General features: G+C 68.2%; 23 protein-coding genes. 12 read left to right on the forward strand and 11 right to left on the reverse strand.

Going from position 1 to position 26,427, the window contains the following annotated elements:
- The first annotated feature begins 25 nt into the window (after positions 1 to 25).
- The 8 genes from ROV93_RS18510 to ROV93_RS18545 all read left to right on the forward strand — a co-directional run bounded on the left by ROV93_RS18510 (position 26) and on the right by ROV93_RS18545 (position 8,853).
- Complete coding sequence (locus ROV93_RS18510; RefSeq protein WP_005416986.1) at positions 26 to 1,282, forward strand: pilus assembly protein; 1,257 nt, start codon at positions 26 to 28, stop codon at positions 1,280 to 1,282.
- Positions 1,267 to 2,613 carry a CpaF family protein gene (locus ROV93_RS18515; RefSeq protein WP_061479830.1) on the forward strand — a complete coding sequence of 449 codons (1,347 nt, stop codon included), beginning with the start codon at positions 1,267 to 1,269 and terminating at the stop codon, positions 2,611 to 2,613. Before ROV93_RS18510 ends, ROV93_RS18515 begins: the two co-directional genes overlap by 16 nt.
- A gap of 2 nt (positions 2,614 to 2,615) precedes the next feature.
- Positions 2,616 to 3,572: a type II secretion system F family protein gene (locus ROV93_RS18520; RefSeq protein WP_072167499.1), complete on the forward strand. Its 957-nt coding sequence runs from the start codon at positions 2,616 to 2,618 to the stop codon at positions 3,570 to 3,572.
- A 28-nt stretch (positions 3,573 to 3,600) separates the two neighbouring features.
- Complete coding sequence (locus ROV93_RS18525; RefSeq protein ID WP_069138312.1) at positions 3,601 to 4,536, forward strand: type II secretion system F family protein; 936 nt, start codon at positions 3,601 to 3,603, stop codon at positions 4,534 to 4,536.
- Positions 4,536 to 5,426, forward strand: a complete 891-nt coding sequence (locus ROV93_RS18530) for a Flp pilus assembly protein TadD (protein WP_072167498.1) — start codon at positions 4,536 to 4,538, stop codon at positions 5,424 to 5,426. The genes ROV93_RS18525 and ROV93_RS18530 overlap by 1 nt, the downstream gene beginning before the upstream one ends.
- Positions 5,423 to 5,890, forward strand: coding sequence for a DUF3613 domain-containing protein (locus tag ROV93_RS18535; protein ID WP_072167497.1), 468 nt, complete (start codon positions 5,423 to 5,425; stop codon positions 5,888 to 5,890). The genes ROV93_RS18530 and ROV93_RS18535 overlap by 4 nt, the downstream gene beginning before the upstream one ends.
- 8 nt (positions 5,891 to 5,898) lie before the next feature.
- Positions 5,899 to 8,049 carry a TadG family pilus assembly protein gene (locus tag ROV93_RS18540; RefSeq protein ID WP_072167496.1) on the forward strand — a complete coding sequence of 717 codons (2,151 nt, stop codon included), beginning with the start codon at positions 5,899 to 5,901 and terminating at the stop codon, positions 8,047 to 8,049.
- Between the two features lie 99 nt (positions 8,050 to 8,148).
- Complete coding sequence (locus ROV93_RS18545) at positions 8,149 to 8,853, forward strand: DUF2968 domain-containing protein (RefSeq protein WP_151355019.1); 705 nt, start codon at positions 8,149 to 8,151, stop codon at positions 8,851 to 8,853.
- 76 nt (positions 8,854 to 8,929) lie between these two features.
- Here the strand turns inward: ROV93_RS18545 and ROV93_RS18550 are convergent, their stop codons facing one another.
- A complete protein-coding gene (locus ROV93_RS18550) occupies positions 8,930 to 9,316 on the reverse strand; it encodes a hypothetical protein (RefSeq protein WP_072167494.1) in 387 nt (128 codons plus the stop codon).
- A gap of 186 nt (positions 9,317 to 9,502) precedes the next feature.
- Here ROV93_RS18550 and ROV93_RS18555 point away from each other — a divergent pair, with 186 nt between their 5' ends.
- A complete protein-coding gene (locus ROV93_RS18555) occupies positions 9,503 to 10,327 on the forward strand; it encodes an alpha/beta hydrolase (protein WP_072167493.1) in 825 nt (274 codons plus the stop codon).
- Positions 10,328 to 10,719: 392 nt separating this feature from the next.
- On the opposite strand, the gene ROV93_RS18560 is transcribed toward ROV93_RS18555, so the two are convergent.
- The 7 genes from ROV93_RS18560 to ROV93_RS18590 form a co-directional block, all read right to left on the reverse strand.
- Complete coding sequence (locus tag ROV93_RS18560; protein WP_072167492.1) at positions 10,720 to 12,366, reverse strand: MFS transporter; 1,647 nt, start codon at positions 12,364 to 12,366, stop codon at positions 10,720 to 10,722.
- Positions 12,360 to 13,643, reverse strand: a complete 1,284-nt coding sequence (locus tag ROV93_RS18565) for an alginate export family protein (protein WP_072167490.1) — start codon at positions 13,641 to 13,643, stop codon at positions 12,360 to 12,362. The genes ROV93_RS18560 and ROV93_RS18565 overlap by 7 nt, the downstream gene beginning before the upstream one ends.
- A complete protein-coding gene (locus ROV93_RS18570) occupies positions 13,622 to 15,469 on the reverse strand; it encodes an amidohydrolase (protein ID WP_176698778.1) in 1,848 nt (615 codons plus the stop codon). Before ROV93_RS18570 ends, ROV93_RS18565 begins: the two co-directional genes overlap by 22 nt.
- Positions 15,470 to 15,588: 119 nt before the next feature.
- Positions 15,589 to 16,014 carry a DoxX family protein gene (locus tag ROV93_RS18575; protein ID WP_072167488.1) on the reverse strand — a complete coding sequence of 142 codons (426 nt, stop codon included), beginning with the start codon at positions 16,012 to 16,014 and terminating at the stop codon, positions 15,589 to 15,591.
- A gap of 2 nt (positions 16,015 to 16,016) precedes the next feature.
- Positions 16,017 to 16,673: a hydrolase gene (locus ROV93_RS18580; RefSeq protein ID WP_312540750.1), complete on the reverse strand. Its 657-nt coding sequence runs from the start codon at positions 16,671 to 16,673 to the stop codon at positions 16,017 to 16,019.
- Positions 16,670 to 17,113, reverse strand: coding sequence for an AraC family transcriptional regulator (locus ROV93_RS18585; protein WP_180890641.1), 444 nt, complete (start codon positions 17,111 to 17,113; stop codon positions 16,670 to 16,672). The genes ROV93_RS18580 and ROV93_RS18585 overlap by 4 nt, the downstream gene beginning before the upstream one ends.
- A 50-nt stretch (positions 17,114 to 17,163) precedes the next feature.
- Positions 17,164 to 17,496: a hypothetical protein gene (locus tag ROV93_RS18590; RefSeq protein WP_072167486.1), complete on the reverse strand. Its 333-nt coding sequence runs from the start codon at positions 17,494 to 17,496 to the stop codon at positions 17,164 to 17,166.
- A 96-nt stretch (positions 17,497 to 17,592) separates the two neighbouring features.
- On the opposite strand from ROV93_RS18590, the gene ROV93_RS18595 reads away from it, so the two are divergent.
- Both ROV93_RS18595 and ROV93_RS18600 read left to right on the forward strand, forming a co-directional pair.
- Positions 17,593 to 20,622, forward strand: a complete 3,030-nt coding sequence (locus ROV93_RS18595; protein ID WP_180890642.1) for a sensor histidine kinase — start codon at positions 17,593 to 17,595, stop codon at positions 20,620 to 20,622.
- Entirely contained in the window at positions 20,615 to 21,268 is a 654-nt protein-coding gene (locus ROV93_RS18600; protein WP_069138296.1) for a response regulator transcription factor, read from the forward strand. The genes ROV93_RS18595 and ROV93_RS18600 overlap by 8 nt, the downstream gene beginning before the upstream one ends.
- 578 nt (positions 21,269 to 21,846) lie before the next feature.
- Here ROV93_RS18600 and ROV93_RS18605 read toward each other — a convergent pair.
- Positions 21,847 to 23,040, reverse strand: coding sequence for an MFS transporter (locus tag ROV93_RS18605; RefSeq protein ID WP_072167484.1), 1,194 nt, complete (start codon positions 23,038 to 23,040; stop codon positions 21,847 to 21,849).
- Between the two features lie 93 nt (positions 23,041 to 23,133).
- Between ROV93_RS18605 and ROV93_RS18610 the strand changes: the two genes are divergently transcribed.
- Entirely contained in the window at positions 23,134 to 24,063 is a 930-nt protein-coding gene (locus ROV93_RS18610) for a LysR family transcriptional regulator (protein WP_005417015.1), read from the forward strand.
- 88 nt (positions 24,064 to 24,151) lie between these two features.
- Here the strand turns inward: ROV93_RS18610 and ROV93_RS18615 are convergent, their stop codons facing one another.
- Together ROV93_RS18615 and ROV93_RS18620 are read right to left on the reverse strand one after the other, a co-directional pair.
- The gene (locus ROV93_RS18615) at positions 24,152 to 25,609 is read right to left on the reverse strand and encodes an amidohydrolase family protein (protein WP_072167483.1); all 1,458 of its coding nucleotides are present in this window, start codon (positions 25,607 to 25,609) and stop codon (positions 24,152 to 24,154) included.
- Positions 25,610 to 25,663: 54 nt separating this feature from the next.
- Entirely contained in the window at positions 25,664 to 26,365 is a 702-nt protein-coding gene (locus ROV93_RS18620) for an ankyrin repeat domain-containing protein (RefSeq protein ID WP_072167482.1), read from the reverse strand.
- Between the last annotated feature and the right edge of the window lie 62 nt (positions 26,366 to 26,427).

Consider the following 26,427-nt stretch of genomic DNA (forward strand, 5'->3'; position numbering starts at 1 on the left):
CCATGACGCCTGCGGAACCACGCCCATGCCCTACGCCACCGCCCAGCCGCTGCATCCGCAAGGACCGCCGATGAACCTGGTCCTGTACGGCATCGACCGCGAACTGCTGCCCCGGCTGGCCGCCAAGCTGCCGCCGACCACCACCCTGCACTGGCAGGACAGCAGTGCGCCGACGTCTGCGCAGGACCTGCAACGCGGCCCGCAGAGCCTGGTGCTGCTTGACTTCCGGCCCGAGCACGCGGCCGCCTCGAGCGTGCTGGCACAGCAGCTGCAGCAGACCCAACCGGACCTGGCGCTGGTCGCGGTCGGCGCCACCAGCGCCGGCCAGGTTGAAGGCGTGGTGATCGCGCTGCGCGCCGGCCTGCGCGATGTGCTGGACCTGGACAGCGACAACGCCGGCATCGAGGCGGCCCTGCGGCGTGCGCTGTCACCGCGCCCGGCCGCGGTGGCGCAGCACGCGCACAAGGCGCGCCTGATCGTGCTGCTGGGCGTGCGCGCAGGCGTCGGCACCAGTACCCTGGCCGCACATCTTTCGGTGCTGGCGCAACAGACACGGGCCCTCGCCCAGGGCGATGCAGTGCAGCAGGACGGCCTGCTGATGGAACTGGCGCAGCCCGCCGGTGACCTTGCGCTGTACCTCAATCTCGACAGCCGCTTCCACTACGAGGATGCGCTGCGCAACGCCAGCCGCATCGACGCCACCCTTGCACGCACCGCGATGGCGCGCCATGACTCCGGGCTGGTGCTGCTGGACCGTGCCGGCGGCAGTGATGCCGTGCCCCCGTCCGACCCTGGCGCGCTGCTGCAGCGCCTGCGCGGGGTGTTCGCCAGCGTGCTGTGTGATGCCGGCGGCTGCCCGCTGCGGCAGCTGCCGCCGCTGTTGCTGGACCAGGCAGACGAGATCTGGCTGGTCACCGATGCGTCGATCGCCACGCTGGTCTCGCTGGACCAGGCACTGAAGCATCTTGCAGGCCAGCGCGAGCGCGAAAAACGCCTGCAACTGGTGATCAACCGCCACGACGACAGCAGCGGCATGAGCCCGGAACAGATCGCACGCCGCTTCGAACTGCCGTTGCTGGCGACATTGCCTGAACGACCGCGTGTGCGCCTTGCCGCCAGCCAGGGCCGCCTGCTGCTGCAGGATGCGCCGCGCGATCCCTACCTGCGTGCCCTCGCCCCGCTTGTGTCACGGCTGGACCCGGCTGCCTGCCCGGTCCAGCCGCATGGCCTGCGGGAAAGACTCTCCCTTGCCCTGGGTGGATCGCAATGGAAGACAAGGTAACCCCGTTCCCGCATGCCGTTGCCCGCCCGCTGCTGCACGAAAGCCCGGGCCACCTGCCGTTCGCACAGACCGAGCAGTACCAGAAGGTGCTGTCGGCCGCGCATGAGCACCTGCTCAACAGCATCGAGGACGAGCGCATCGACATCGATTCCTGGGCCCCGGATACCATCGCCCGCTGGGTGCAGGTACAGACCGTGGGCTTCATCCAGGAATGGCGCATCCCGATCAACGAAGAAGAGATGCAGGTGGTTGCCGAGGGCCTGGTCAAGGAGCTGACCGGTTTCGGCCCGCTGGACGACCTGCTCCACGACCCCTCCATCGAAGACATCCTGATCAACGGTTTCAAGGACGTGCACGTTTCGCAGGGTGGCCAGCTCCGGCGTGCCACCCAGCGCTTCACCGATGACACCCACCTGCTGCGCATCCTGCGCCGCATCCTCGCGCCGCTTGGCCGCCGGCTGGATGATTCCAATCCGATGGTCGATGCGCGCCTGCCCAACGGCGGCCGCCTCAACGCGATCATCTCGCCACTGGCGGTGGACGGGCCGATGGTGTCCATCCGCAAGTTCCGCAAGGACCCGTTCACCCCCGACGAACTGCTCGCCAAGGGCACCTTCGACGCACCGATGCAGGCCCTGCTGAAGGCAATGGTGCTGGGCCGATGCAACATCCTGGTCTCCGGCGGCACCAGCTCCGGCAAGACCTCGCTGCTGAACGCACTGGCCAGCTACGTGCCACCCAGCGAGCGCGTCATCACCGTGGAGGACACCGCCGAGCTTTCGCTGAACCATCCGCACGTGGTGCGCCTGGAAAGCCGCATCGGTGGCGCCGAGGGCCAGGGCGCGGTCAGCATCCGCGACCTGGTGCGCAACAGTCTGCGCATGCGCCCGGACCGCATCGTGGTCGGCGAAGTGCGTGGCGCGGAAGTGCTGGAAATGCTGCAGGCGATGAACACCGGCCATGACGGATCGATGGCCACCATCCACGCCAACACGCCGCGCGACTGCCTGTACCGCATCGAGATGCTGGCCGGCTTTGCCGGCTTCCAGGGCAGCGAGGACAGCCTGCGCCGGCAGATTGCCAGCGCCATCGACTTCATCGTGCAGATCTCGCGGCTGGGCAGCGGGCGCCGGGTGCTGGTCTCGATCACCGAGATCACCGGGGTCAGTGACAACCTGATCACCACCCAGGAAATGTTCCGCCACGAGGTGCAGATCGACGCCGCCGGCCGCGAGACCGACCGCTGGATCGGCCTGGGCTTCCATCCGCACTCGCACAAGCTGGAGCCGTTCCGCCAGCAACTGCGTGAATCGCTCTACGGGGACTTCTGAGCATGGGCACCGGCCTGCTGCTGGGCGTGTTGAGCATCATCTCGGTGCTGCTGGCGCTGGCCGTCTGGCTATGGGGCACCGCCGCCAGCCGTGAGCAGCGCCAGGCCTCGCTGCAGCATGCCGAGCAACAACTGGCGCGCGGCAGCGCGGCCGGCGCGGTACCGGCCGGGCCTGCCGTTGCGGCGGCCAACGATTCGACCCGCCCGGCCAGCACTGGGACCCGCGTACTGCCGTGGGACGGTGTCCTGCAGCGCGCCGGCCTTCAGCCGGGCTGGAAGCTGCCACTGATGCTGCTGGTGCCGGGACTGGTGCTTGCGGTCGTGGCGGCGATGCGGCTGGGCACGGCCTGGATGTTTCCGCTGACCCTGCTGCTGTACCTGCTGGGCTGCTGCCTGTGGGTGATGCGCCGGATCACGAAGCTGCGCGCGCAGCTGCTGCACCAGATGCCGGACTTTCTCGACAACCTGGTCCGCCTCACCGCGCTGGGCAACAGCCTGCAGGCCGCGTTCCAGGTGTCTTCGATGCAGACCAGCGCGCCACTGCGCGGCCTGCTCGACACCACGGTGCGCTATGCGCGCAGCGGCATGGACCTGGATCGTGCATTGAGCCTGGCCGCGCAGCCGTACCGGATGGACGTACTGAAGGTGCTGGCAGTGGTGATCGGCGTGAGCGTGCGCATCGGTGGCCGCGCCGACCAGATCCTGCAACGCATGGGCGATTTCATGCGCGACCTGGAACAGGCCCAGCAGGAACTGGCGGCCACCACCTCGGAAACACGGATGTCGGCCTGGGTGCTGGGGCTGCTGCCACCCGCCAGTGCGGTGCTGATGGCGATCTCCAGCCCGGCGTTCTTCCAGCCGGTGCTGCACGACCCGCTCGGTCACAGGATCCTGCTGATCGCACTGGGCCTGGAACTGCTCGGGGCGTTCCTGCTGTACCGCCTGGCCAAATCGCTATGACCGCCCGCAGCCGCCCCGGAGGTGCCCGATGAGCGCCAGCGCCTGGTTCGCCCTTTCGCTGCTGGTGCTGGCAGCCGGCGTCGCCCTGCTCGGTATCGCCGGCTGGGTGCGCAGCCATCGCGAGCACCGCACCTCAGCCACACTGAAAACCGCCCTTCAGCCGCGTGAAGAAGGCCGCGACACCGAGGCCACGCGCCGCGACTCACTGGGCTGGATCGAGCGCTTCGGGCGCTCGCTCAGTGGCGGCCGCCTGGAGGCCGCACTGCTTGCCAACGAAGACAAGCTGCTGTTGGACCTGGCTGGCTGGAACACGCGCCGCGGCACCGCGATCTATCTCGGCCTGCGCCTGCTGCTTGCCCTGTTGGTGCTGGCGCTGGCGCTGGCGTTCAGCAGCGCGCACGGGCTTGCCAAGGTGATGGTGGTGATCGGTGCGCTGGCGGCCGGGCTGCTGCTGCCGAAGTTCGTGCTGTCGTCGTGGGTCAAGCGCCGCCGCCGTGCGGTCGAGAACGAGCTGCCCCTGCTGATCGACCTGCTGCGCCTGCTGCAGGGCGTGGGCTTCAGCATGGACCAGAGCCTGCAGACGCTGGGCGACAAGCTGCGCGATGCATTGCCGGTACTCGGCGGCGAACTGCAGGAAGCCAATGTGGCCTATACCCATGGCCGCACGCGCGCGCAGTCATTGCGGCGGCTGAGCGAGGTCTACGCCGATGATGACCTGGCCAGCCTGATGCAGTTGATCCTGCAGGTGCATGCGCACGGCGGCGCAGTGCAGGAGCCGTTGCGCCAGTTCAGCCTCCGCCTGCGCGAACAGCGCCGCAACGCGTTGAAGGAAAAGGTCGGCAAGCTCTCGGTGAAGATGACCGTGGTGATGATGCTGACCCTGTTGCCGGCACTGATGCTGGTGCTTGCCGGCCCGGCGCTGGTCGCGCTGGCCACCACCCTGTCCAAGATGGGATCCCCCTGATGCCTCCCCTGCACACCTCCTGCCTGCTGCTTGCCGTCACCCTCGCCGCCCTGGCCAGTGGCTGCGCCTCGACCACGCCGAAGTATGTGCGGGCGCCCAGCCTTGCGCCGCCGGAACCCGATCCGCAGGACAGCCGCAACGCCTATCTGGAGCTGATCGAACGCATGCAGCAGCAGGGCGCCTGGTATGCCTCGCTGGCCCATGTGGAGGCCTTCCGCCAGCGCTATGGTGATCGTCCTGCCCTGCGCCTGCTGCAGGCCGACGCACTGCGTGAGACCGGGCAGACCGACGCGGCGGTCGCGCTGTATCGCGAGCTGTCCAGCGGGCCGCAGGCCGCCGCTGCGGCACATGGCCTGGGCCTGATCGCCGCACGTCGCGACGACGATGCCGGCAGCGAACAGGCCCTGGCGCGCGCTACGCAGCTGCAGCCCTTGAACACCGACTACCTTGGCGACCTGGGCTATGCACGGCTGCGTGCCGGCCGGTTCGATCAGGCCCGCGAGCCGCTGGCCAAGGCCCTGGAGCTTTCACCGGGCAACGCCAAGGCAACGGCCAACCTTGCACTCTGGGCGGTACTGCGCGGCGACCAGGCCACGGCGGAGCGGCTATCGGCACAGGCCAGCCTCAACGAGGAAACGCGCCGAAGCATCCAGCAGCAGGCCCAGCAGATCCGGACGCGCCTGCAGCAACGACAGGCCGCTGCTGCCGCCAACGCAGCCACACCTGCACATACGGCCAGCGTCGAGAGTGGCGCTCGTGCATCGGGCGGCGCACGGCTGGCGGGCGAACCCCACCGCGACCCGCGCGACCAACGCGATCCGCAGCGCCTGCCACCCTCGATGCTGGAACGCTTCAGCGCCACCGACCACCCGACCGGAAGCACACCATGACCACGATGCGCCAGATCCGACGCCTGTTGCCCGTGCTGTGCTGCCTGCTTGTTGCCGGTGCCGTGCAGGCGCAGCAACAGCCATTGACCGGACAGATGCTCGGTGGCCCCTCGCCGTCGCCAGCGGCCACGGTGCCCATGCAGGCCGAACCGCTCCCCACCGTGGAGTTGGCCGCACCGGCCGCATCCGCCGAGGTGACCGGCGCGCAACCGGCAACCGTCGCAAACGACGTCGCACCAGCATCGCCCGCCGCACCGCGCGCGCGCCTGCCCAGCGGCGAGGCGACCCGCAATCTGTTCCGCCTGCAGGCCTCCGGGCAGCAGGCTGGCCAACGGCTGCCGATCCTGGGTGACCAGGCCACGCTGAGCTATGCGCGTTACCTGAAGAGCTTTGAACACGAGATCCCGGACTTCTTTGAGACCGATGTCTCCCGGTCCAAGGACGCCTCCTCCTCCGGACGCTGAGGTCGGCCATGAAACGCCCACGCCAGTTCAGTTTCAGCCGCGCACGCGGCGGCATGTCGGTCACGATGATGCTGGTCATGCTGGCGCTGTTGGCCATGCTGGGCCTGATCGAGATCGGCTATCTGTTCTGGGCCAAGCGTGATGCGCAGAAGGTGGCCGACCTTGCCGCTCTGGCCGGCGCACAGCGACTGGAGCTGTGCAGCCCGGACAACAGCGACAACAGCGCTGCCCGGCAGAATGCGGTGGCCCAGAACGGGTTCGCAGGCACCCTGCAGATCCGCTGCGGCAACTGGAGCGCCAGCCGTGGCACCGGCACCCGCTTCGTCACCAGCGTCGATGCCAGCAATCCCCGCAATGCCGTTCAGGTGATCGCCGAGCGCAGCGTGCTGCCCTTCTTCGGGCAGACTTCCGGCCTGCCCACCGTGAGCGTGCAGGCCGTGGCGCGCCGTGCCGAACCCACCGCGGTGTTTGCGGTCGGCTCGCAGCTGCTAAGGACCAATGGCGATTCAGTGCTGCTGTCCACCCTGCGCCTGGTTGGCCTGGACGTCACCAATGCCACGGTGCTGTCCTATGACGGCCTGGCGCAGGCCAACGTGACTCCGTCAGGCCTGCTGAAAGCGCTCAACATACCGGTAAGCGCCAACCTCAGCGTAGCCGACTTCAATCGCCTGCTGTCGGTCAACAAGATTTCGCTGGCACAGCTGGTCGATGCCACCGCCACCGTGGTCGGCCGTGACTCCGCAGTGGGGGTGCAGCTGCGCGCCCTGTCCGATCTGGTTGCCACCCAGCTGGACATCAACAAGCTCAACATCGTGCTTGGCAGCCAGTCCGGCGGCGGTGGCCTGTTTGCCGAAGTTGTCTCGCCCGACGGCACCGTCGGCAGCGCACTGGAGTCACAGATCAACGTGCTCAACCTGATCAGCACCGCGATCTCCATCGCCAACGATGGCAACGGCGTGGCGGTCAAGGGACTGGACCTGCTGGGCATCAGCATCCAGGCAGGCGTGGTCGAGCCGCCATCGATCGCCATCGGCGGTGTCGGCAGCCGTGCCTACAACGCGCAGGTGCGGCTGATGGCGGACGTGGACAGCAACAACCTGTTCGCGCTGGGGCCGCTGCTGAACCTGCTTGGCACGCGCCTGCACCTGCCGCTGCACGTCGACGTGGCCAACGGCATGGGCACACTGACCGGCATCCAGTGCGGCGGCAATCCACCCAAGGCCACGATCCAGGTGGACTCGTCGGTGCTGCGCGCCTGCGTCGGCAATGTCGACCCTGCACAGCGCTTCTCCAAGGCCAATGTCTGCGACGCCACGCTGCAGGACGAACAGCTGCTGAAGCTGCTGGGCCAACCATTGATCAACGACAGGATTACCCTGCCTGCCCTGACCAGCACGCAGACCCTGACCCTGGCCGCCGGTGAGACCGGCTCGACCCGGTTCAACCCGCTCGCGATCGGTGACGCAGTGTCGAGCCTGGTGAACGAACTGCTACGGGTGCTGTCGGGCATGCTCAATTCGCCCAAGCAGGGCATGAACGCCAACGACACCGCCAAGGCGCTGGCCGATCGCTACCTGCAGGCGGCCTTTCCGACTGGCGGACGCTACAACGTCGACCAGGTCATCCCGCTGCTGCGCGATGGCGATCCGGCACGCAATCTCGCCCCGCTGGGCAACTGGACGGTGAAGAATGGCGTCCCCAAGCCCTGCCTGCTGGGCCTGACCACCTGCTGGGAAGACGGTTCGGTGTGGACCGGTTACAGGACGACCGTCACCGGCCAGGGCCTGGGCCTGCTCGATGGCCTGCTTGGCTCGCTGGTCGGCGGCCTGCTGATCAACCGCTGCGACAGCCTGCTCGGCAACCTGATCGATTACAACGGCTGCGTGCGCAACAATCTGGCGTCGTACATCCAGACCGCACCGGTCGGCTTTCTCGATGGTGCGGGGGGAACGGGTGTCACCAACCCCGATGGCAGCGTCAGCTGCAGCGGCCTGCTGTGCACCGTGCTGAAGCCGATCCTGGCCGCACTGCGGCCGGTGCTCAACAGTGTCGGCACCCTGCTGACCAACCTGCTGGCCAGCGTGCTGGGCCTTGAACTGGGCCGGACCGACGTCAACGTGCAGTCGATCCAGTGCAGCGCCGCACAGCTGGTCTACTGACCCGTGACGGGCGCCCTTGGCGGCGCCCACACCCATGCTAGACTCCCGGCGGGGAACCACCTTCATATCAACCCACACTCATCCGTGGATGGTCTAGACATGCGAGAAACTTCAGGGGGCGCGGTCTTTGCCCGGCACGCGCGCAGCGCGGCAGTGCTGGCCGTGGTCATGATGCTGGTGGCACCGGCAGCGATGGCTGCACGTGGCGACCGTGAGGCGGCAGCCGAACCGGCGCGCAGCGCGCCGGTGGTGCGCAATACCGTGGACGAACTCAAGCAGTTGATGGACTCGCGCCAGCTGACCGAGCTGCGCACCACCTACAACGGCAACTACGGCGCCAGCCTGCTGTTCAATGCCAACACCCTGACCTATTACGTCGCCCTGTTCCAGGAGAAGAACTTCTGGCGGGTGATCAAGACCGATGCGGTGGACAACGCCGAGCGCGTCTACCGCACCTTCGCGCAGCAGTCCGAACAGCTGGCCCAGGTCTACATCGACACCACCCGCCTTGAAGCCGGCAAGCGCTACACCGAGCGCCTGGTGGCCTACAACGAGGAACGCCTGCGTACCCTGCAGCAGGAAATGGAACAGCAGCAGGCGCAGTCGGCCCAGGTCAGCGCCGCCCTGCAGCAGGCCCAGCAGCAGGCCGTGAGCCTCAGCACCGACGTGCAGAGCACCAACAGCCAGCTGGACGCCCTGCAGCGCCGCATCCAGATCCTGCAGGCCGAACAGGGCAACCCGGAGTTGAGCCTGCCCAAGCCGGACAGCGTGCCCGCACCGGCGGCCGCCAGCAACGGTCGCTGAGAGCTGCACTCACGGTACTCCACGCGACGGCGCCCTATGGCGCCGTTGTCGTTTTCGGCACTTCAGCGTCCCCGCGTCACTGGCAGGCGCCGTAGACCGCGTCATCCAGCTGCCGGCGCTGCACGAAATCCAGGCGCCGACGCTTGAGCAACGCCTGCTCGCGATGACGCCGGGCACGCTCGCAGGCCGCCGCATCCGTGCTGATCGTGATCAGCGCACCGTGCGCCCGCGCCGCGCGCCGTTGCCGCGGCGATGGCTTCGGTGTCGAGGCCGCTGGCGCCACAGCGCCGCGGGACAATGACTGCTCCGCGGGCACGTCCCAGCGCCATGCGGCACGCCCCTGGCAGGGTGTCTGCTGGTAGACCGGGTGCGGTCCATCAACGCACTTGTAGACATGGGTCTGTGCCGGCGCTGCAATGGGCAGCAGCAGGCACAGCATCAGCGACCATCGCATGGCGGGCATCCGTGCGTTCCTGTGGCGGGCTGCGCTCATCCTCGGCATACGGCTCCCGTCCTGCCAGAGCGATACGCGTCACATCCGATGCAATCCAGCACAGCCGTGCAAGTCGGTCGCCTGCGCCTGCGCTGTACTGCCGAAGGCACCGGCATCCTGCCGAAGCCTTCCCTCCCTTCCGCCAAGGAACCTGCAATGAGCAACTTCGTCACCGTCGCCGATGGCGCCCGCATCTTCTACAAGGATTGGGGCACCGGCCAGCCGATCGTGTTCGCCCACGGTTGGCCGCTGTCTTCCGATGCCTGGGATCCGCAGATGCTGTTCATGGGCCAGAACGGCTTTCGCGTGGTCGCCCACGATCGCCGCAGCCACGGACGCTCCAGCCAGACCTGGGATGGCAACAACATGGACACCTATGCCGATGACCTGGCCGCGGTGATCGAAGCGCTGGACCTGAAGGACGCGATCCTGGTCGGCCATTCCACCGGCGGCGGTGAAGTGGCCCATTACATCGGCCGCCACGGCAGCGCGCGCGTGGCCAAGGTGGTGCTGGTCGGCGCCGTGCCGCCGCTGATGCTGAAGACCGCTGGCAACCCCGCCGGCACCCCGCTGGAGGTCTTCGACGGTATCCGCAAGGGTACCGGCGGCGACCGTTCGCAGTTCTTCAAGGACCTGACCACCCCGTTCTTCGGCGCCAACCGGGATGGCAACAACGTCACCCAGGGCATGCGCGATGCGTTCTGGCTGCAGGGCATGCTCGGTGGCGTCAAGGGCCAGTACGACTGCGTGCACGAATTCTCGGAAGTGGACTACACCGAGGACCTGAAGAAGATCGACGTGCCGGCGCTGGTCGTGCACGGCGATGACGACCAGATCGTGCCGTTCGATGCCTCGGCCAAGCTGTCCTCGCAGATCATCAAGGATGCCGAACTGAACGTGTACGCCGGTGCGCCGCATGGCCTGACCATCACCCACGCCGACCAGTTCAACGCCGACCTGCTGGCATTCGCACGCAAGTGAGGTATCGCGGCGGCGCCGCAACGGTGCCGCCGCCACTTCGGTAGTGCCGGCCACTGGCCGGCAACCCGATCAATCCATCGCGATCCTGCGCAGCCGGCCAGCGGCCGGCTCTACCGCTGGCCGGCAACCCGATCAACCCGTCGCGATCCTGCACAGCCGGCCAGCGACCGGCTCTACCACCGGCAGGTCAACCGCCTCCGCTTCGGTAGCGCCGGCCGCGGGCCGGCCACCCCGATCAATCCTTCGCGATCCTGCACAGCCGGCCAGCGGCCGGTTCTACCACTGGCAGGTCAACCGCCGCCCCTTCGGTAGTGCCGGCCCCAGGCCGGCACCCCGATCAATCCTTCGCGATCCTGCACAGCCGGCCAGCGGCCGGCTCTACCCGCGACGGCTCAGATGTCGGCATGGTGATGTGGCACGGAGGCGGGCAGCGGATCATGGCCACCCACGAAGTGGCGCACCACCGGCGCGCGCTCTCCCCGATGCAATCCGCGTAGTTCTTCCTGGATCGCCTTGTCGTCGGCGGTGATGCGCTCGTGCTGGCGAAGGTGCTCCAGCCATGACGGGGTCACGAAATACTCCAGGTGGATTCCCGGTGTTGCCACGTCTTCGACTACGCCCCAGACCACCGCACCGTCGCGACGACGGATGGATCCCATCGCGCGTATCTGCGCCTGGAACGCGGCACGATCAGCATCATCGATGCGGTACTCGATGGTGACCAACACCGGGCCTCGATCGTTCGACACCGGCACCGACAGCTCGGGTGCCGGCCAGTGCCCGGCCGGGCGCAGGTTCAGGTCCTCGGTGCCGGCGATGCGCACGCGCCACACCAGCAATCCGCCGATCACCGCACCGGCCGCTGCCACCAGCAACGCCAGTTCGGGCGAGGTGCGCTGAGCGAGCGCGCCCCAGCTCAGGCCGCCGGCGGCCATGCCGGCAGAGAACACCATGATGTACAGCGCCAGCGCACGCGCACGTACCCATGCCGGAACCGCAGTCTGCGCAGCGATCTGCAGCGACGACAGCACGGTGATCCACGCAAAACCATTGACCAGCATCACCGCCGGAAGCACGTACCAGCTGCGGGTCAGCGCCAGCCCGACCAGGCTCAGGGCCAGCGACAACGTCGCCAGCAGTACCAGCAGGTCGCGATCCAGCTGTGCGCGCAGCTTCGGCAGCAGCAACGCACCGCCCACTGCACCGATGCCGATGCAGCCCAGCAGCATGCCGTACTGCCCCGCCCCACCCTGCATCTGCCCACGCACCACCACCGGCAACAGCGCGTTCATTGCCGCGGCGAAGAAGAAGAAGCCGACCGACTTGATCAGCACCGCCTGCAGCCGTCCGGCACGGCTGGCGTAGCGCAGGCCCGCTTTCAATCCGGCACCGAAGCCTTCCGGCGGCAAGCTCGACTGCTTTGGGTCGCGCTTCCAGCCCCACACCACGAACAGCATTGCGGCGAAGGTGATGGCATTGAAGCCGAACGCCCAGACCGCACCCAGCTGGGCGACGATCACGCCGCCGATGGCCGGGCCGATCGAACGGGCGATATTGATGCCGATCGAGTTCAGCGCCACCGCCGAGGCCAGCATCGGCTGCGGCACCAGTTCGGGGACGATGGCGGCCTGCGCGGGCATTGCCATCGCCGCACCGCAGCCCATGCAGAAGGTCAGCAGCACCAGCAACTGCGGGGTCAGCAGGTCCATCGCGGTCAACGCAGCCATCGCTGCGGCCACCAGCAGCATCCAGCCCTGGGTCGCCAACAGGTACTTCCGACGATCGACAATGTCGGCCAGGGTGCCGGCAGCGAGCGCCAGCAGCACGATCGGCACTGTGGTGGCCGACTGCACCAGGGCCACCATCAACGGCGAACCGGTGCGCTCGGCCATCACCCAGGCGGCGGCCACATCATTGACCCAGGTGCCGATGTTGCTGGCCAGGATCGCCAGCCAGATCGAACGGAACATCTGGATCTTCAGCGGGGACCAGGCCCCTGCGGCCTGTACGGGGGGTTGCGACGCGGTTGCGTTCACCATTGCCATGCTCCAACGATCGAGGCGAACAGCGTGTCCTGGCCTCCAGCCTGCTTCAGTGCAGGACCGGCGTCGACCCAGGCCAGCTGCAGCTGCCATTGCCAGTGTTCGCTGGCCTGCCAGCGGGTTTCGGATTTGTACTGGGTGCCGATGCGGCGCGCGCCACCGGCGCTGCCCGGCAACGCCACCAGCGGCGCCGGCGTGGTGTAGACCGCATCGGCACGACGATGCTTCCAGGCCATCTGTACGCCCAGTTCCGTCGTCACCGCATCGTGCAGGCGCAGGGCCAGGGTCGGCTGCAGGTCCATCAGATTGGCCGGGGCCAGCAGGCTGGCCTCGCTGAAGTAGGCCGATTTCGGGAACAGTGCATTGAAGGTGCCCAATCGCCGGTCGTGCAGGTTGCCATCGCCACTGGCGACGTCGGCCTTCAGGCCCACGCGCGGTTGCAGCGGCACATCCCTCCAGCGCCAGCCGGTGTCGGTCGCCAGCGTCCATGCACGGATGTCGAGGGTGCCGGTGGCGGCACGCAGCTCACCGCCCTGCGCCACCAGCTCGCTGTTCCAGTCCAGTGCACCAACCTGGCCGAACCAGCGTGCACCGAGGGTCTGCCGGCGCTCGGTTCCGGAGCCCGCCGCAAAGCGCGCACCGTCGCGGCGGTAGTCCAGCAGGTACAGATCCCACTGTCCCACGCCCTGCCCGCGTGCCGCGGTGGCATAGGCACCCCACAGGTGCGCACCGTGTTCGCTGCGATCATCAAAGGCACCCGGCCGGTTCTCGACCGGCCGCAGGGCCATCAGGTCAAGCGTGCCGAGCCGCCCCTTCCAGCCCAGGCGCGCACCGTCGAAGGCCAGGCGGATGTTCGGCCCATCGCGCACCGACAACAGCCGCGAGCTGCCATAGCCGGCTTCCTGCCGGCCGAGCTGCACATGGAAGCCACCGCGCTGCCAGCGCCAGTACGCCTGCTGCACGTCCAAGGCACCACGGTCGGTGCGGCCCGGGCCGCCTGCCTTGCCATTCTCGGCATGCACGCCCAGCTGCAGTTTTGCCTGCCAGGTGTCCTCCACATAGGTGGCCGAAGCCAGTGCACGCAGCAGGCCATAGCCATCTTCGCCGCCGCCGATACCGAACCGGGTCGGGTCGTAGTACAGGCCACGCAGGCGCAGCGATGCGTCCAGCTGCAGCTCGCCGTTGCCCGCGTCGCTGCAGCGGCCGCCTTCGCAGGCCAGCGCCAGCGAGGGCACGGACAGCAGCGCCAGGCTCAGAACGCGAAGCACGAGCATCCCATCGCGCCCCAGAAGGCGGTCAGGTCATCGGTGGGCGCCGCATGCTGCGCGGCATGCCCGTGAGCACCATGCGTACTGCAGGCCACACCGTGATGGTGGCGATGGGCAGCTGCCAACCCGGTGGCAGCACCGCCGACATGGTAACCACCGAACCGGTTGACCGGCGACCAGTCCGGCATCGCCGGCGGCAGCTGCGGCGCCAGCCCAGCATAATCGCCGTCGGCGTGCACGATGCGCCCGCCGACCACGGTCAGCATGCTGGTGATGTCGGCGATCTGCGCGTCGTCGACGCGGAAGAAATCGGCCGAGAGCAGGATGAAGTCGGCCAGCTGACCAACCTTCAATGTCCCCTTCACTGCTTCGTCGCCGGAGAACCAGGCGCTGCCCTGGGTCCACAGGCGCAGCGCCTGCTCGCGTTCGAGCAGGTTTTCCTCGCCATACAGGGCCAACCCGCCCACGGTGCGCCCGGTCACCAGCCAGGACAACGCCACCCACGGGTTGTAGCTGGCCACGCGGGTGGCGTCGGTGCCTGCGCCCACCGGCACGCCCTCGGCCAACATGCGCCTGACCGGCGGCGTGTGCCGTGCCGCCTGCACACCGTAGCGCTCGACGAAGGCTTCGCCCTGGTAAGCCATGCGGTGCTGCACGGCGATACCCCCACCCAGCGCGCGGATGCGCTCGATGTTGCGCGGAGTGATGGTCTCGGCGTGGTCGATGAACCAGTGCAGGCCATCGAACGGCACCTCCCGGTTGACCTGTTCGTATACATCCAGGATGCGGGTGATGCTCTCGTCGTAGGTGGCATGGATGCGGAACGGCCAGCGCTTCTCGACCAGCAGCTTCACCACGTCGTGCAGTTCGGGCTCCAGCTCCGGCGGCAGTTCCGGGCGCGGCTCGTTGAACAGTTCGAAGTCGGCGGCAGAGAACACCAGCATCTCGCCCGCGCCGTTGTGGCGCAGCAGGTCATCGCCCTGGCGCGGCTGCAGGATCTCGCTCCAGCCACGGAAGTCATCCACTTCCCTGCCCTTGTTCTGGGTGAACAGGTTGTAGGCGATGCGCACCGTCAGCTGATCATCGCGATGCAGCTGCTCGATGACCTGGTAGTCCTCGGGGTAGTTCTGGAAGCCACCGCCGGCGTCGATCACCGAAGTGATGCCAAGCCGGTTCAGTTCGCGCATGAAATGGCGCGTCGAGTTGGCCTGGTATTCGATCGGCAGGCGCGGGCCCTTGGCCAGCGTGGCGTACAGGATCAGCGCATTGGGCTTGGCCAGCAGCAGCCCGGTCGGGTTGCCCAGCGAATCGCGCACGATCTGGCCACCCGGCGGATTCGGTGTGTCCTTGCTGTAGCCGCAGGCGCGCAGCGCGGCGCGGTTGAGCAGTGCGCGGTCATACAGGTGCAGCAGGAACACCGGCGTATCCGGTGCGATGTCGTTGAGCTCCTGCAGCGTCGGCAGGCGCTTCTCGTTGAACTGCGCGGCGGTGAAGCCACCGACCACGCGGACCCACTGCGGCGCGGGAGTACGGTCTACCTGGGCCTTCAGCATGTCCAGGGCGTCGCCCAGCGAACGCAGGCCGTCCCAGCGCAGCTCCAGGTTGTAGTTCAGGCCACCACGGATCAGGTGGGTGTGGCTGTCGTTGAGGCCGGGCAGCAGGCGCCGGCCCTGGGCGTCGATCAAGGTCGCTTCATTGCCCCAGCCGCGCATGATCTCCTCGTCGCTGCCGACGGCCACGATGCGGCCTTCCTGTACAGCCAGCGCCTGCGCATGCGGCTGCTGCGGGTCGAGGGTGGTAATGCGGGCATTGCGGATGACCAGCGTGCTCATGCGACGCTCCTTGGAAGTGGAATCGATTGCGGCACCGGCGCGACCTGCCAGGCCGAGCGCAACAGCGGCGCCGCTGGCCAGCACCACGTTGCGGCGGCCATGATCGAGGGGATCGTGACTCATGCGAATTCTCCCGGAAAGCGTTGGCCGTCCAGCGCCCAGGCGCCGGGGCCGGCCAGCGCGAGGGCCAGCAGCACCGTGGTCCACATCAACGGGTACTCACTGCCGCCGCGCATCCAGAACCAGCCCTTGGGCAGGGCCAACAGCACGGTGAAGCCGATGAAGGCAGCCGCTGCAAGCGCAGCGATGCGAGTCTGCCACCCCAGCAGCACGGCCAGCCCGGACAACACCTGCAGCAAGGCCAACAGCAATGGCAACGGTGCCACTGCCGGCAGCCCGAAACCGCGCAGCTCGGTGGTGAAGCCGGAAAGCCCCAGCCCCCCGAACCAGCCGAACAGCTTGCCCAGCGCGTGCGGCAGCAGGAAGCCTCCTGCCGCCACGCGCAGCATCAGCAGGGCCAGGTCGAGGCCATGGCCGGCAACCATGCTCAGTGCCCGCCTTCCTGCGCACCGAACATCCGCTTGGCGTACTGGATGCCGATGCCGTAGCCGCCGGCGTGGTCGCGCGCAATGCCGGTGGTCAGGTCGTAGGTTTCACCCCGTACCCAGTCGCGCTGCAGTTCGAGCAGGTACTGCACGCTGGTCATCGGCACCGCGCCGGCCTGCACCATGCGGGTAATCGCACGCTCGTGCGCTTCCTCGCTGACATCGCCACAGGCATCGGTGATCACATACACCTCGAAGCCCTGCGCCAGCGCCGACAGTGCCGGGCCGACGATGCAGACGCTGGTCCACAGGCCGGCGATGACCAGACGGCGCTTGCCGATGCGGTTGATCTCATCGATCACAGGCTGGTCTTCCCAGGTGTTCATCGAGGTGCGATCGAACACCGTCTGGCCCGGAAAGATCTGCGGCAGTTCCGGGAACATCGGCCCGGAGAACGACGCTTCGGCGACTGTGGTCAGCACGACCGGTACATTGAAGCCCTTGGCGCCCTTGCCGATCAGCGACACGTTGTTGCGCAGCGCGGAGATGTCGATGGTGTGGGTGGCGAACGCCATCTGCGACTGGAAGTCGATCAGCACCAGGGCGTGGTCGGTCGGCGACAGCAGCGCCGGGGCGGGAGTGGCGGTGGCAAGGCTCATGGGTGGACTCCGTTGGAAACACGATCAAGGGGATGCAACAGGGCGGCATCGCCGGCAACGTACTGGCCGGGGCTGCAGCCGGTCTCCGCGCGGAAGCTGCGGACGAAATGGCTCTGGTCGAAGAAGCCCAGCTGCTGGGCCAGGCAGGCCATCGGCAGCTGCGCGCCCGGCAGCAGCTCGCGCGCGCGCTCGATGCGACGGCGGCGGACATAGCGCAGCGGGCTGGCGCCGGTACCGGCGCGGAACAGGCGTACCAGATGGAAGCGGCTGACGCAGGCGGCCGCCGCCAGCTCGGTCACCCGCAGCGGCTGCGACAGATGCTCATCGACATAGCGCAGGGCGCGCTGCAACGCGGCGGCCTGTTGCGGTGCCAGTGAAGCGGCGGGCGGATCAGGCGGGAAGAGGGTGGCCATGCGGGACGCCGCGAAGGGGTACCCCATGGTGCGTGACCCCTGCGTGATGCCCTACCCCCGTCGGTCGAGGCCAGCACCTACCCGAATGGGGGAGGCCGACGGCCGAGCAGGCGGCGCCCGAACAACCGCGCATCCAATGAATAGGCGCCAGGGCCCAGCAGCAACAGCGCCAATGGCAGCACCGCCTGCGGCCACGGCGCCTGCTGCGCGAACATGCCCACGGCCGCCATCAGCGCCGCCAGCGGCGTCAACGCACCCAGCACGAGCATCAGCACTGCCAGCAGGCACAACGCCGACCACCCGCCCGCCTGCATGCCGGGCGTCAACAGCGCAGCGGACAGGCACAACCGCAACCACAGCAGGCCGATGCCCGGACCGCGGTCGGGGAACATCACGAACAGGCGCTGCATGGCGGGGCTCCGGAGGGCATGCCGGCGTGATAGCCGACGCCGGCGCACGCCGCCTACCCCGTTCGGGTCACCCCGGACTGCCCCACACCTGCCAGAATGCGCGCCATGCGTGGCCGCCCCTTCCCGTCCGTGCGTCGCCTGCCGACGCTGCTGACGTGCCTGCTGCTGTTGACCTCCCTGCCCGCCTTTGCCGTGCAGCGCCCGCCGGTGAGCGGCGGGCTGCCCGATTACGAACACACCGCCTGGCGTGTCGGCCAGGGCGCGCCGGGCGATATCTGGGACATTGCCCAGGACCGTGAGGGCCTGTTGTGGCTGGCTACCGGCTCGGGCCTGTACCGCTTCGATGGCCGTCGCTTCGAACGGCAGGCGGCGCCCGCCGGCAGCCAGTTCCCGTCCACCAACATGGTCACGCTGGCGCATGCCGCCGGCGGTGCGCTGTGGATCGGCTACTTCCAGGCCGGCATCAGCCAGTTCACGCATGGGCAGCTGCGCAGCTACGGCCGCGAGCAGGGGGTGCCGGTCGGCGTGGTCCCACGCTTCAGCCAGGATCGCCAGGGCCAGCTCTGGGCGGCGATCAATGGCGGGCTGCGCCGCTTTGACGGACATCGCTGGCAGCCACTGCCGGCCGCTGCCGGCCTGCCAGAGCGCCGTGTGCAGTGGGTGCTGCACGACAGCCGGGGCAGGTTCTGGGTGCTGGCCGACCTGAAGATCTGGATGCGTGCGGCGGGCCAGACCGCGTTCGAGGACACCGGCATCGCGGTCTCGCAGATGGCGACGCTGGCCGAAAGCCCGCAGGGTGAAGTGTGGCTGGCCGATCGGGTGCGCGGCACCTCGCCGCTGGCCAACGCGCAGGGTCTGCTGGCGGCCGGCGAACGTGAGGCGCGGCGGTTGCCGGAACTGGTTGCTGCGCGCCTGCAGTTCACTGCCGATGGCGCGCTGTGGGCCACGATGAGCCCGCACGGCGGCGTCGCCCGCATCACCTTCGACGGCACCCGGGCCGCGCGCATGGAACGCTTCGATTCGCCGCAAGGACTGACCGCCACATCGGCAGTGCCGATCATCGTCGATCGCGAAGGCAATCTCTGGGTCGGCACCAATCTCGGCCTCAACCGCTTCCGCGCACGCAGCGTGCACGCCCTGGTGGTCGGCCCGAGCGATCCCTACCGCTCGCTGGTACGGGCCAGCGATGGGCGCGTGTATGGCTATGGCGAAGACCTCAAGCCCTACGACCTGCGGCGCCCCCTGCTGGATGGCAGCGCCACGCAGCTGCAGGCCGCCGCGCGCCAAGCACCCACGTCGATCTGGCAGTTCGACTGGGTCAACCTCGCGCGCACGGTCGCCGGCCGCACCACATTGATCCCGCTGCCGGCGCCGTTTACCGGGCAGCCGCTGCATGCCCTGTTATTCCCCGATGACGGACAGGCCTGGGTCTGCGCCGGAGAACGCGGGGTGCTGCACTACCAGCATGACCAGTGGCAACGTGAAATCCGCCTGCCAGAGCAGGCCTGCTCATCGCTGGCGCTGGATGCCGATGGCCAGCTGCTGCTCGGCTATGCCGATGGCCGCCTGCGCCGCCTGGGTGCAAATGGCACCGAGAGCTTCGGCGCCGGGGACGGCCTGTCGGTAGGGCCGATCACTGCGATGCTGCACCACCGGGACCTTCTGCTGGTCGCCGGCGAAGCGGGGCTGGCGGCACGGCTGGGCAACGGCCGGTTCGTTCCGGTGCGCACCGACATGGCCGGCGTACTGGAAGGCATCACCGGCATGGTCGCCGATGCCAATGGACACCTGTGGCTCAACGGCAGCCGTGGCCTGGTACGGATGGAAAGCGGGTTGCTGCGCCGTGCCCTGCGCTCCGGCCTGCCAGTGACGCCACGCCTGTTCGATGCCATCGACGGCATGCCCGGCATCGCCCTGCAGAGCGGACCGATCTCCACCGCCGCCCTGGCCGACGACGGCCTGCTGTGGCTGGCCACCAACCAGGGCCTGGCCTGGCTGGACACCACCCGCTCGCACGTCAATACGATGGCTCCCAGCGTGCGTATCGGCGAGGTGCTGTATGGCAGCGAGCACGCGCCGCTACGCGATGGCCTGCGCCTCCCGGCAGGCACCAGCCAGCTGCAGATCGATTACGTGGCGCTGTCGTTGGCACGTCCGGAGCGCAACCGATACCGCTACCGCCTGTCGGGCGTGGATGATGGTTGGCAGGACGCGGGCAGCAGCACACGTGCGTATTACACCAACCTCGCGCCCGGCGGCTACCGGTTCGAGGTGGAAGCCGCCAACGAGGACGGCATCTGGAGCACCGCACCGGCCAGCCGCAGCTTCCGCATCGCTCCCACCTTCGTGCAGACCGTGTGGTTCAAGCTGCTGTGCACCGCCGCCGTGCTTGCACTGCTGGTGCTGGCGGTGCGCATCCGCAGCGGGCAGCTGGCCGCACTGTTCCGCGCGCGCCTGCAGGAACGCAATGGCGAGCGCGAACGCATCGCGCGCGACCTGCACGACACCCTGCTGCAGGGTAGCCAGGGCCTGATCCTGCGCCTGCACGCGATCAGCCAGTCAGCGCAGACACCAGAGCCGGTGCGCAGCCAGCTTGAGTCAGCGATGCAGCTGGCCGAGCGCAACCTGGCCGAGGGTCGCGAGCGGGTCAATGCGCTGCGCGAGGGGCCGTTCGCGGGCCGCGACCTCGCTTCGGCACTGGCCGACGTGCACGCCGAATACGCCGGGCATGGCATCAATCCCCTGCGCCTGACCGTGGAAGGCGCGACGCCACCGCTGCAGGCCGACGCGGCCGAAGAGGTGTTCCTGATCGGGCGCGAGGCCATCCGCAATGCGTTGCGCCATGCCAATGCCAGTGCCATTGAAGTGGAACTGTCCTATGGCACGCGTTGTTTTCTGCTGCACGTGCGCGACGACGGTGCCGGCATTGCCGACGAGAACGCCGGCCATGGCCATTGGGGCCTGCAGGGCATGCGTGAGCGCGCCCAGCGCCTCGGCGCGGAACTGCGGCTGTGGACCCGCCCCGGGCTGGGTACCGAAGTCGCGCTGGCAGTCCCGGCCCGGCGGCTGTATCACCGCCGCCGATCGCGTTGGCATTGGCCCTGGAGTAGAGAAAACCATGACTGAGTCCCCTGCCCCGATCGGCGTGCTGGTGGTCGACGACCACCCGCTGCTGCGTGATGGACTGGCGGCACTGCTGGGCGCTCATGCCGACCTGCGCCTGCTCGGCGAGGCCGCCGATGGCGAGGAAGCCATCGCACGCTACCAGCAGCTGCAGCCCGACGTCGTGCTGATGGACCTGCAGATGCCCCGCCTGGATGGTGTGGAAGCCATCGTGCGGATCCGCGCGCTGGACCCACGCGCGCGCATCATCGTGCTGACCACTTACCGCGGTGACGTACGTGCGGTGCGGGCGCTGCAGGCCGGCGCCAGCGCGTACCTGCTGAAGGACATGCTGCGCCATGAACTGGTCGACACCATCCGCATGGTCGCCGGCGGCCGGCGCGCACCGATTCCCCCGGCGGTGGCAGCCAGCATCGCCGCGCACGTGGTGGAAGATCGCTTGTCGCCGCGCGAGACCGAGGTACTGCGGCACGTGGCCGGAGGGCTGTCGAACAAGCGCATCGGCGAGCGCATGCAGATTTCCGAGCAGACGGTGAAGGCGCACATGAAAAGCCTGATGGACAAGCTCGGCGTGGGTGATCGCACGCATGCGGTAACCCAGGCACTGCGGCGCGGCATCATCAGCCTGGACGACAGCGGTCACGATTAGGGGGTTCGGCAGGGCTTGCAGCCCTGCACCTGCTGGCCGGCAACTTCAACAGCAAAATCAAAAGCGCGCTCTCCGTGGAATGGCGCGGCGGTGTCGGAGTACGGGGACGCTGCAAGTACGTCCCTGTAAGCTTGGCAGCCGCATCCATGCGGCTGACACCCCGCACTCCGACACCGCCCCACCTCTGACAGATTCCGATGGCGGTTGGTAGGTGTCGACCTTGGTCGACACTTCTGTCAGATATCGAAATAATCAGGGTCAGATCCGTTTTCCTCCGGAAAACGGATCTGACCCAAACCATTCCAACAGAAGGCGGGTCTGATTGATTTCGATATCTGACAGAAGTGTCGACCAAGGTCGACACCTACCAACCGCCATCGGAATCTGTCAGAGGTGGGGCGGTGTCGGAGTGCGGGGTGTCAGCCGCATGGATGCGGCTGCCAAGCTTACAGGGACGTACTTGCAGCGTCCCCGTACTCCGACACCGCCGCGCCATTCCACGGAGAGCGCGCTTTTGATTTTGCTGTTGAAGTTGCCGGCCAGCAGGTGCAGGGCTGCAAGCCCTGCCGAACAACCCCCTACTTCAAACGCAGTGCCAGGCTGCCGCCCGCACACACCACCGCCAGCCAGGCCACGCCGTGCCACCCCCACTGCGCCAGCGCCAGGCTGCCCAGCGCACCGCCGGCGGCCATGCCGATGAACATGCCGGTGAACAACAGCGCATTGAGCCGGCTGCGTGCCGGCGGCACCAGGCCGTAGACCAGGGTCTGGTGCGCCACCAGCGCCGACTGGAAGCCGAAGTCGAACAGCAGCGCACTCACCACCAGCAACGGCAGCAGCGCGGCGGCCGGCAACCAGCCTTCGGCCAGCAGCAGGCCGAAGCCCAGCAGCGCCACCGCAATCGCCAGCCGTGCCACCGCATGGCACCCCAGTCGATCAGCGAAACGGCCGGCAAACGGCGCGGCCAATGCACCGGCCGCACCCGCAATACCAAACGCACCCGCCGCCGCACTGCCCAGCCCCAGGCGGGCATGCAGCATCAGCGCCAGGGTCGACCAGAACGCACTGAAGCCGACCGCCAGCAGCGACTGGCTGGCCACTGCACGTCGCAGCTGCGGCTGCTCACGCCACAACGCCAGCAATGAGCCCAGCAACGCCGGATAGCGCAGCGTGCTGGTCGGCGCGAAACGCGGCAGTGCACGCGCCATCACCGCGCCCATCGCCGCCACCGATACCGCCGCCAGCACGAACTGCGTGCGCCAACCCCACGCTTCAGCCACCACACCACTGACCACCCGCGACAACAGGATGCCGAGCAGCAGGCCGGTCATCACCCGGCCGACGATCTGGCCGCGCTGCGCATCCGGTGCCAGCACCGCAGCGGCGGGAACGATGTCCTGCGCCAGCGTTGCCATCAGCCCGACCAGCAGGCTGGCCATCAACAGGCCCGGCAGGTGCCCGGCCATCGCGGCGGCGCCCAGTGCCAGCGCCAGCAGCGCGGACTTCAACAGGATCAGATGGCGGCGGTCGAAGCGATCGCCCAGCGGTGCCAGCAGCAGGATGCCCAGTGCGTAGCCGAGCTGGGTCAGGGTTGGCACCAGGCCGGCGGCGCGCTCACCGGCGCCAAGGTCCTGCGCGATCAGGCCCAGCATGGGCTGGCTGTAATACAGCGACGCGACCGAGAAGCCGGCACCGGCCGCCATTGCCAGCACCAATGGGGCGGAAGGCACGGTCGCCGGTGCGGCCGCAACAGACAGCGAGGGGGTAGACATGGGGGAGCCCCGTAGAGGAAGTGGGCGTATCCTGCCTGTATTCGCCAAACGTCTGTAGTAGGCTCTGGCACATATACTTCATACGCCACACGCATGAATGACCTCGCCACCGGCGCTGATCGCCTGGATCTGCTGCGCACCTTCCTGCGCATCGTCGATGCCGGCAGCCTGTCTGCTGCGGCCCTGCAGCTGGGCACCACCCAGCCGACGGTCAGCCGACGCCTGCAGGCACTGGAGCGGCAGCTCGGCCTGCGCCTGCTGCAGCGCTCCACCCATGGCCTGCAACTGACCGAGGACGGCCTGCGCTGCCAGCGTCATGCGCAGCGCGTGGTCGACGAATGGGAGTCGCTGCAGGCCGAACTGAACGGCGAACCGGAAACGCTGCGCGGACGCCTGCGGGTGATGGTGCCGCACGCCTTTGGCCAGGCGCAGCTGCTGCCGACCATGCTCGCATTCCTCGCCCAGCACCCGCAGCTGAGCCTGGAGTGGATCCTGGAAGATCGGCGCCCGGATTTCATCGCCGAAGGTATCGACTGCGCGGTCCGGGTGGGCCCAGTCGACGAACCGCGCATGGTTGCACTGCCGCTCGCGGAAGTGCCGCGCATCGTCGTGGCAGCGCCCTCGCTGGTGGACGCCACGGCGGTCAGCACGCCGGAACAGGCACAGTCACTGCCGTGGATCTCGCTGGTCACCTACTACCGCGAACGCCTGCTGCTGCATGACGCGCAGGGACGCGCGCATACCCTTTCGATCAGCCCGCGCCTGCTCAGCGACAACCTGTTCGTGGTACAGCAGGCTGCACGCGCCGGGCTGGGCGCAGCGGTGGTCTCGGCCTGGCTGGTGGCCGACGACCTCGCACAAGGACGGCTGGTGCAGCTGCTGCCGGACTGGCAGGCGCCGGCACTGCCGGTCCACGTCGTGTTTCCTGCCGCGCGCCAGCAGCCGCCACGGCTGCGCGCCTTCATCGATGCGATGAAGGCCGCGTTGCCGCAGCTGCACGGAATGCGGCCGGCACCGCGCTAGGTCACCGGCCGCATCATCCACGCATGGCGTGGATCTACTGAGGGTACGGTAGATCCACGCCATGCGTGGATTCCGTCCAACCCCGCAATCAGTCAGCTTTCGCCGCCTCTGCATTCCACGCCGCGACCTTGGCCTTGGTGTCGGCCAGCATCTTGTCCAGCGCGGCGCGGTCATACACGTTGCCGCGCAGGATCACGCTGTCGATCTTCTCGGTGGCGGCGATGTCCTGCAGCGGGTTGGCGGTCAGCAGCACCAGGTCGGCGGCCTTGCCCTGCGCGACACCACCGTAGCGGTCCATCTGGCCGAACCAGGCCGGGCCGGAACGGGTTGCGGCCGACAGCGCCTGCGGCGCGCTCAGACCCTCCTTCACGAACAGCTGCAGTTCCTGGTGCAGGGCGATGCCCGGGAAGTTGAACGAGTTGAGGAAGCCCGCATCGGTGCCGGCAATGATCGTCACGCCCGCCTCCTGCAGCAACGGCAGCACGGCCGCCACCTGGTGGTACTGCGCGTGGCGCGCCTCGATCTGTGCCGGCGTCGCCTTCGCGGCGCGGTCCACGCGCCACTGGTAGGTCGCGCGCAGGCCCGGGCCGATGTAGGCCAGGTACGGATCGTTGGCGTGGTCATCCTGGTCCAGGAAATCGAGGATACGGCCACCGTTGAGGGTCGGGGTCACGAATACGCCGCGCTTGGCGAAATCACGGTAGGCGTGCATCGCGGTGTCACGGTCGAAGCTGGCGTCGAGGCGGCGATTGGCTTCCGCGCGGTCGATGCGGCCGGCGCCGAAGTCGGCGGCGATCTTCGCTTCGTCCTTGCTGCCGGCCTTGAATGCGTAGTCCAGGTGCTCGATCGAGGCCAGGCCGGCATCGACCGCCTGCTCCACCGTCAGCGCCATCGGAATGTGGCCCGAGGCCTTGAAGCCGGCCTTGCGCGCTGCGCTGGCCGAATACAGGAACAGATCCGGCTTCAGCGTGCTGTCGGTGATCTTCACGAAATCGACCTTATCGTGCTGCAGTCGGGTGATCGCCTTGTCGACGTCGGCCTCGCTACCCACTTCGATCGTGCCCTTCCAGACCGGCTTGATGCCTTCGATCTTCGCGCCCGAGCTGAGCAGGCGCGGGCCGAACAGCGTGCCCCTGGCGATCTCACCACGCCACTGCAGCACCTGCTCGGGCAGATCGCCGGAACAGTCACGCACGGTGGTGATGCCGTGCGCGATGTACAGCGGCAGCAGCGCCTTGTTCTCTTCGATCAGCGCCGGGCCGCCACCGAAGTGCACATGCATGTCCCACAGGCCCGGGATCAGGTATTTGCCCTTGGCATCGATCTGGCGGGCCGCGCTCCACTGGCCGCGCAGCTGCGCGTCCGGGCCCACCGCGACGATGTCCTCGCCGCGGATCACCACGCTCTGCCCGGCCCGCGCGCTGGCGTGCTCGACGTCGACCACGATGGCATTGCGGATCAGCAGGTCGGCGCGCTCGGCAGCAGATGCCGACAGCGGCGCCACCGCAAGAAGGATGGCAAGGGACAACGGGCGGGAACGGAACATGATGGACAGCATCCTGGTAGGCACGGCCAGCGTGCGGGTGGAAGGAGTAGCGGTTCAGCGCGCCGCGCCGTGCTGGCGCAGCAGGGTTTCAATGCCGGCATAGCCACGCTGGCGCGCGTGCGCCAGTGGCGTTACGCCATCGCCGTCGGCCAGCTCCGGGTCGGCACCGGCCTCCAGCAACAGCTGCACGATCTGCACATGGCGTTCACCACCGTCGCCAAGCAGGATCGCTTCCAGCAGCGCGGTCCAGTGCAGGCGGTTGACGTGGTCTACCGCCACACCTGCACGCAGCAGCATGCGCACGGTGGTGACGTGGCCGCGCTCGGCGGCCGGAATCAACGCAGTGCCCCCATAGCGGTTGGTGCTGCGCAGATCGGCGCCGTGCGCCAGGGTCATCGCCAGGATCTCATCCAGGCCGCGCGCGCCGGCATACAGGTAGGCACTGTCCTGCAGCGCATCCTTGGCATTGACGTCCGCCCCGGCCTCGATCAGTTCGCGCGCGGCATCCACGTTGTTGCCCTGCGTGGCCAGCAGCAGCGCCGTGCGGCCCTGGCCATCGCGCGCCTCAAGATCAGCACCTTCGGCCAGTGCGCCGCGCACCGCCTCGGCATCGCCGCGGCTGGCGGCATCACGCAGGCGCGCGTCTGCGTCAGCTCTGGAGCTGGCAGTGCAGGCAGGGGTGACCATGGCCAGCAGACACAACAACAGCACGCGCGTGAACGGTGCAGGCCAGCCAGCAGGGCAATGGAAGCGCATCACGGTGTCTCCTTTTCTCCATCGCCGCAGGGCGATGGTCGCAGGGGCCGCGCATTGCCGGC

The sequence above is a fragment of the Stenotrophomonas maltophilia group sp. msm4 genome (assembly GCF_032025605.1).
In the GTDB taxonomy this organism is placed as follows: domain Bacteria; phylum Pseudomonadota; class Gammaproteobacteria; order Xanthomonadales; family Xanthomonadaceae; genus Stenotrophomonas; species Stenotrophomonas sepilia.

Bases quoted from the DNA above. Each gene is read 5' to 3' on its own strand.
- ROV93_RS18510 (WP_005416986.1), top strand. From the start codon at position 26: ATGCCCTACGCCACCGCCCAGCCGCTGCATCCGCAAGGACCGCCGATG.
- ROV93_RS18515 (WP_061479830.1), top strand. From the start codon at position 1,267: ATGGAAGACAAGGTAACCCCGTTCCCGCATGCCGTTGCCCGCCCGCTG.
- ROV93_RS18520 (WP_072167499.1), top strand. From the start codon at position 2,616: ATGGGCACCGGCCTGCTGCTGGGCGTGTTGAGCATCATCTCGGTGCTG.
- ROV93_RS18525 (WP_069138312.1), top strand. From the start codon at position 3,601: ATGAGCGCCAGCGCCTGGTTCGCCCTTTCGCTGCTGGTGCTGGCAGCC.
- ROV93_RS18530 (WP_072167498.1), top strand. From the start codon at position 4,536: ATGCCTCCCCTGCACACCTCCTGCCTGCTGCTTGCCGTCACCCTCGCC.
- ROV93_RS18535 (WP_072167497.1), top strand. From the start codon at position 5,423: ATGACCACGATGCGCCAGATCCGACGCCTGTTGCCCGTGCTGTGCTGC.
- ROV93_RS18540 (WP_072167496.1), top strand. From the start codon at position 5,899: ATGAAACGCCCACGCCAGTTCAGTTTCAGCCGCGCACGCGGCGGCATG.
- ROV93_RS18545 (WP_151355019.1), top strand. From the start codon at position 8,149: ATGCGAGAAACTTCAGGGGGCGCGGTCTTTGCCCGGCACGCGCGCAGC.
- ROV93_RS18550 (WP_072167494.1), bottom strand. From the start codon at position 9,316: ATGCCCGCCATGCGATGGTCGCTGATGCTGTGCCTGCTGCTGCCCATT.
- ROV93_RS18555 (WP_072167493.1), top strand. From the start codon at position 9,503: ATGAGCAACTTCGTCACCGTCGCCGATGGCGCCCGCATCTTCTACAAG.
- ROV93_RS18560 (WP_072167492.1), bottom strand. From the start codon at position 12,366: ATGGTGAACGCAACCGCGTCGCAACCCCCCGTACAGGCCGCAGGGGCC.
- ROV93_RS18565 (WP_072167490.1), bottom strand. From the start codon at position 13,643: ATGCTCGTGCTTCGCGTTCTGAGCCTGGCGCTGCTGTCCGTGCCCTCG.
- ROV93_RS18570 (WP_176698778.1), bottom strand. From the start codon at position 15,469: ATGAGCACGCTGGTCATCCGCAATGCCCGCATTACCACCCTCGACCCG.
- ROV93_RS18575 (WP_072167488.1), bottom strand. From the start codon at position 16,014: ATGGTTGCCGGCCATGGCCTCGACCTGGCCCTGCTGATGCTGCGCGTG.
- ROV93_RS18580 (WP_312540750.1), bottom strand. From the start codon at position 16,673: ATGAGCCTTGCCACCGCCACTCCCGCCCCGGCGCTGCTGTCGCCGACC.
- ROV93_RS18585 (WP_180890641.1), bottom strand. From the start codon at position 17,113: ATGGGGTACCCCTTCGCGGCGTCCCGCATGGCCACCCTCTTCCCGCCT.
- ROV93_RS18590 (WP_072167486.1), bottom strand. From the start codon at position 17,496: ATGCAGCGCCTGTTCGTGATGTTCCCCGACCGCGGTCCGGGCATCGGC.
- ROV93_RS18595 (WP_180890642.1), top strand. From the start codon at position 17,593: ATGCGCGCCATGCGTGGCCGCCCCTTCCCGTCCGTGCGTCGCCTGCCG.
- ROV93_RS18600 (WP_069138296.1), top strand. From the start codon at position 20,615: ATGACTGAGTCCCCTGCCCCGATCGGCGTGCTGGTGGTCGACGACCAC.
- ROV93_RS18605 (WP_072167484.1), bottom strand. From the start codon at position 23,040: ATGTCTACCCCCTCGCTGTCTGTTGCGGCCGCACCGGCGACCGTGCCT.
- ROV93_RS18610 (WP_005417015.1), top strand. From the start codon at position 23,134: ATGAATGACCTCGCCACCGGCGCTGATCGCCTGGATCTGCTGCGCACC.
- ROV93_RS18615 (WP_072167483.1), bottom strand. From the start codon at position 25,609: ATGTTCCGTTCCCGCCCGTTGTCCCTTGCCATCCTTCTTGCGGTGGCG.
- ROV93_RS18620 (WP_072167482.1), bottom strand. From the start codon at position 26,365: ATGCGCTTCCATTGCCCTGCTGGCTGGCCTGCACCGTTCACGCGCGTG.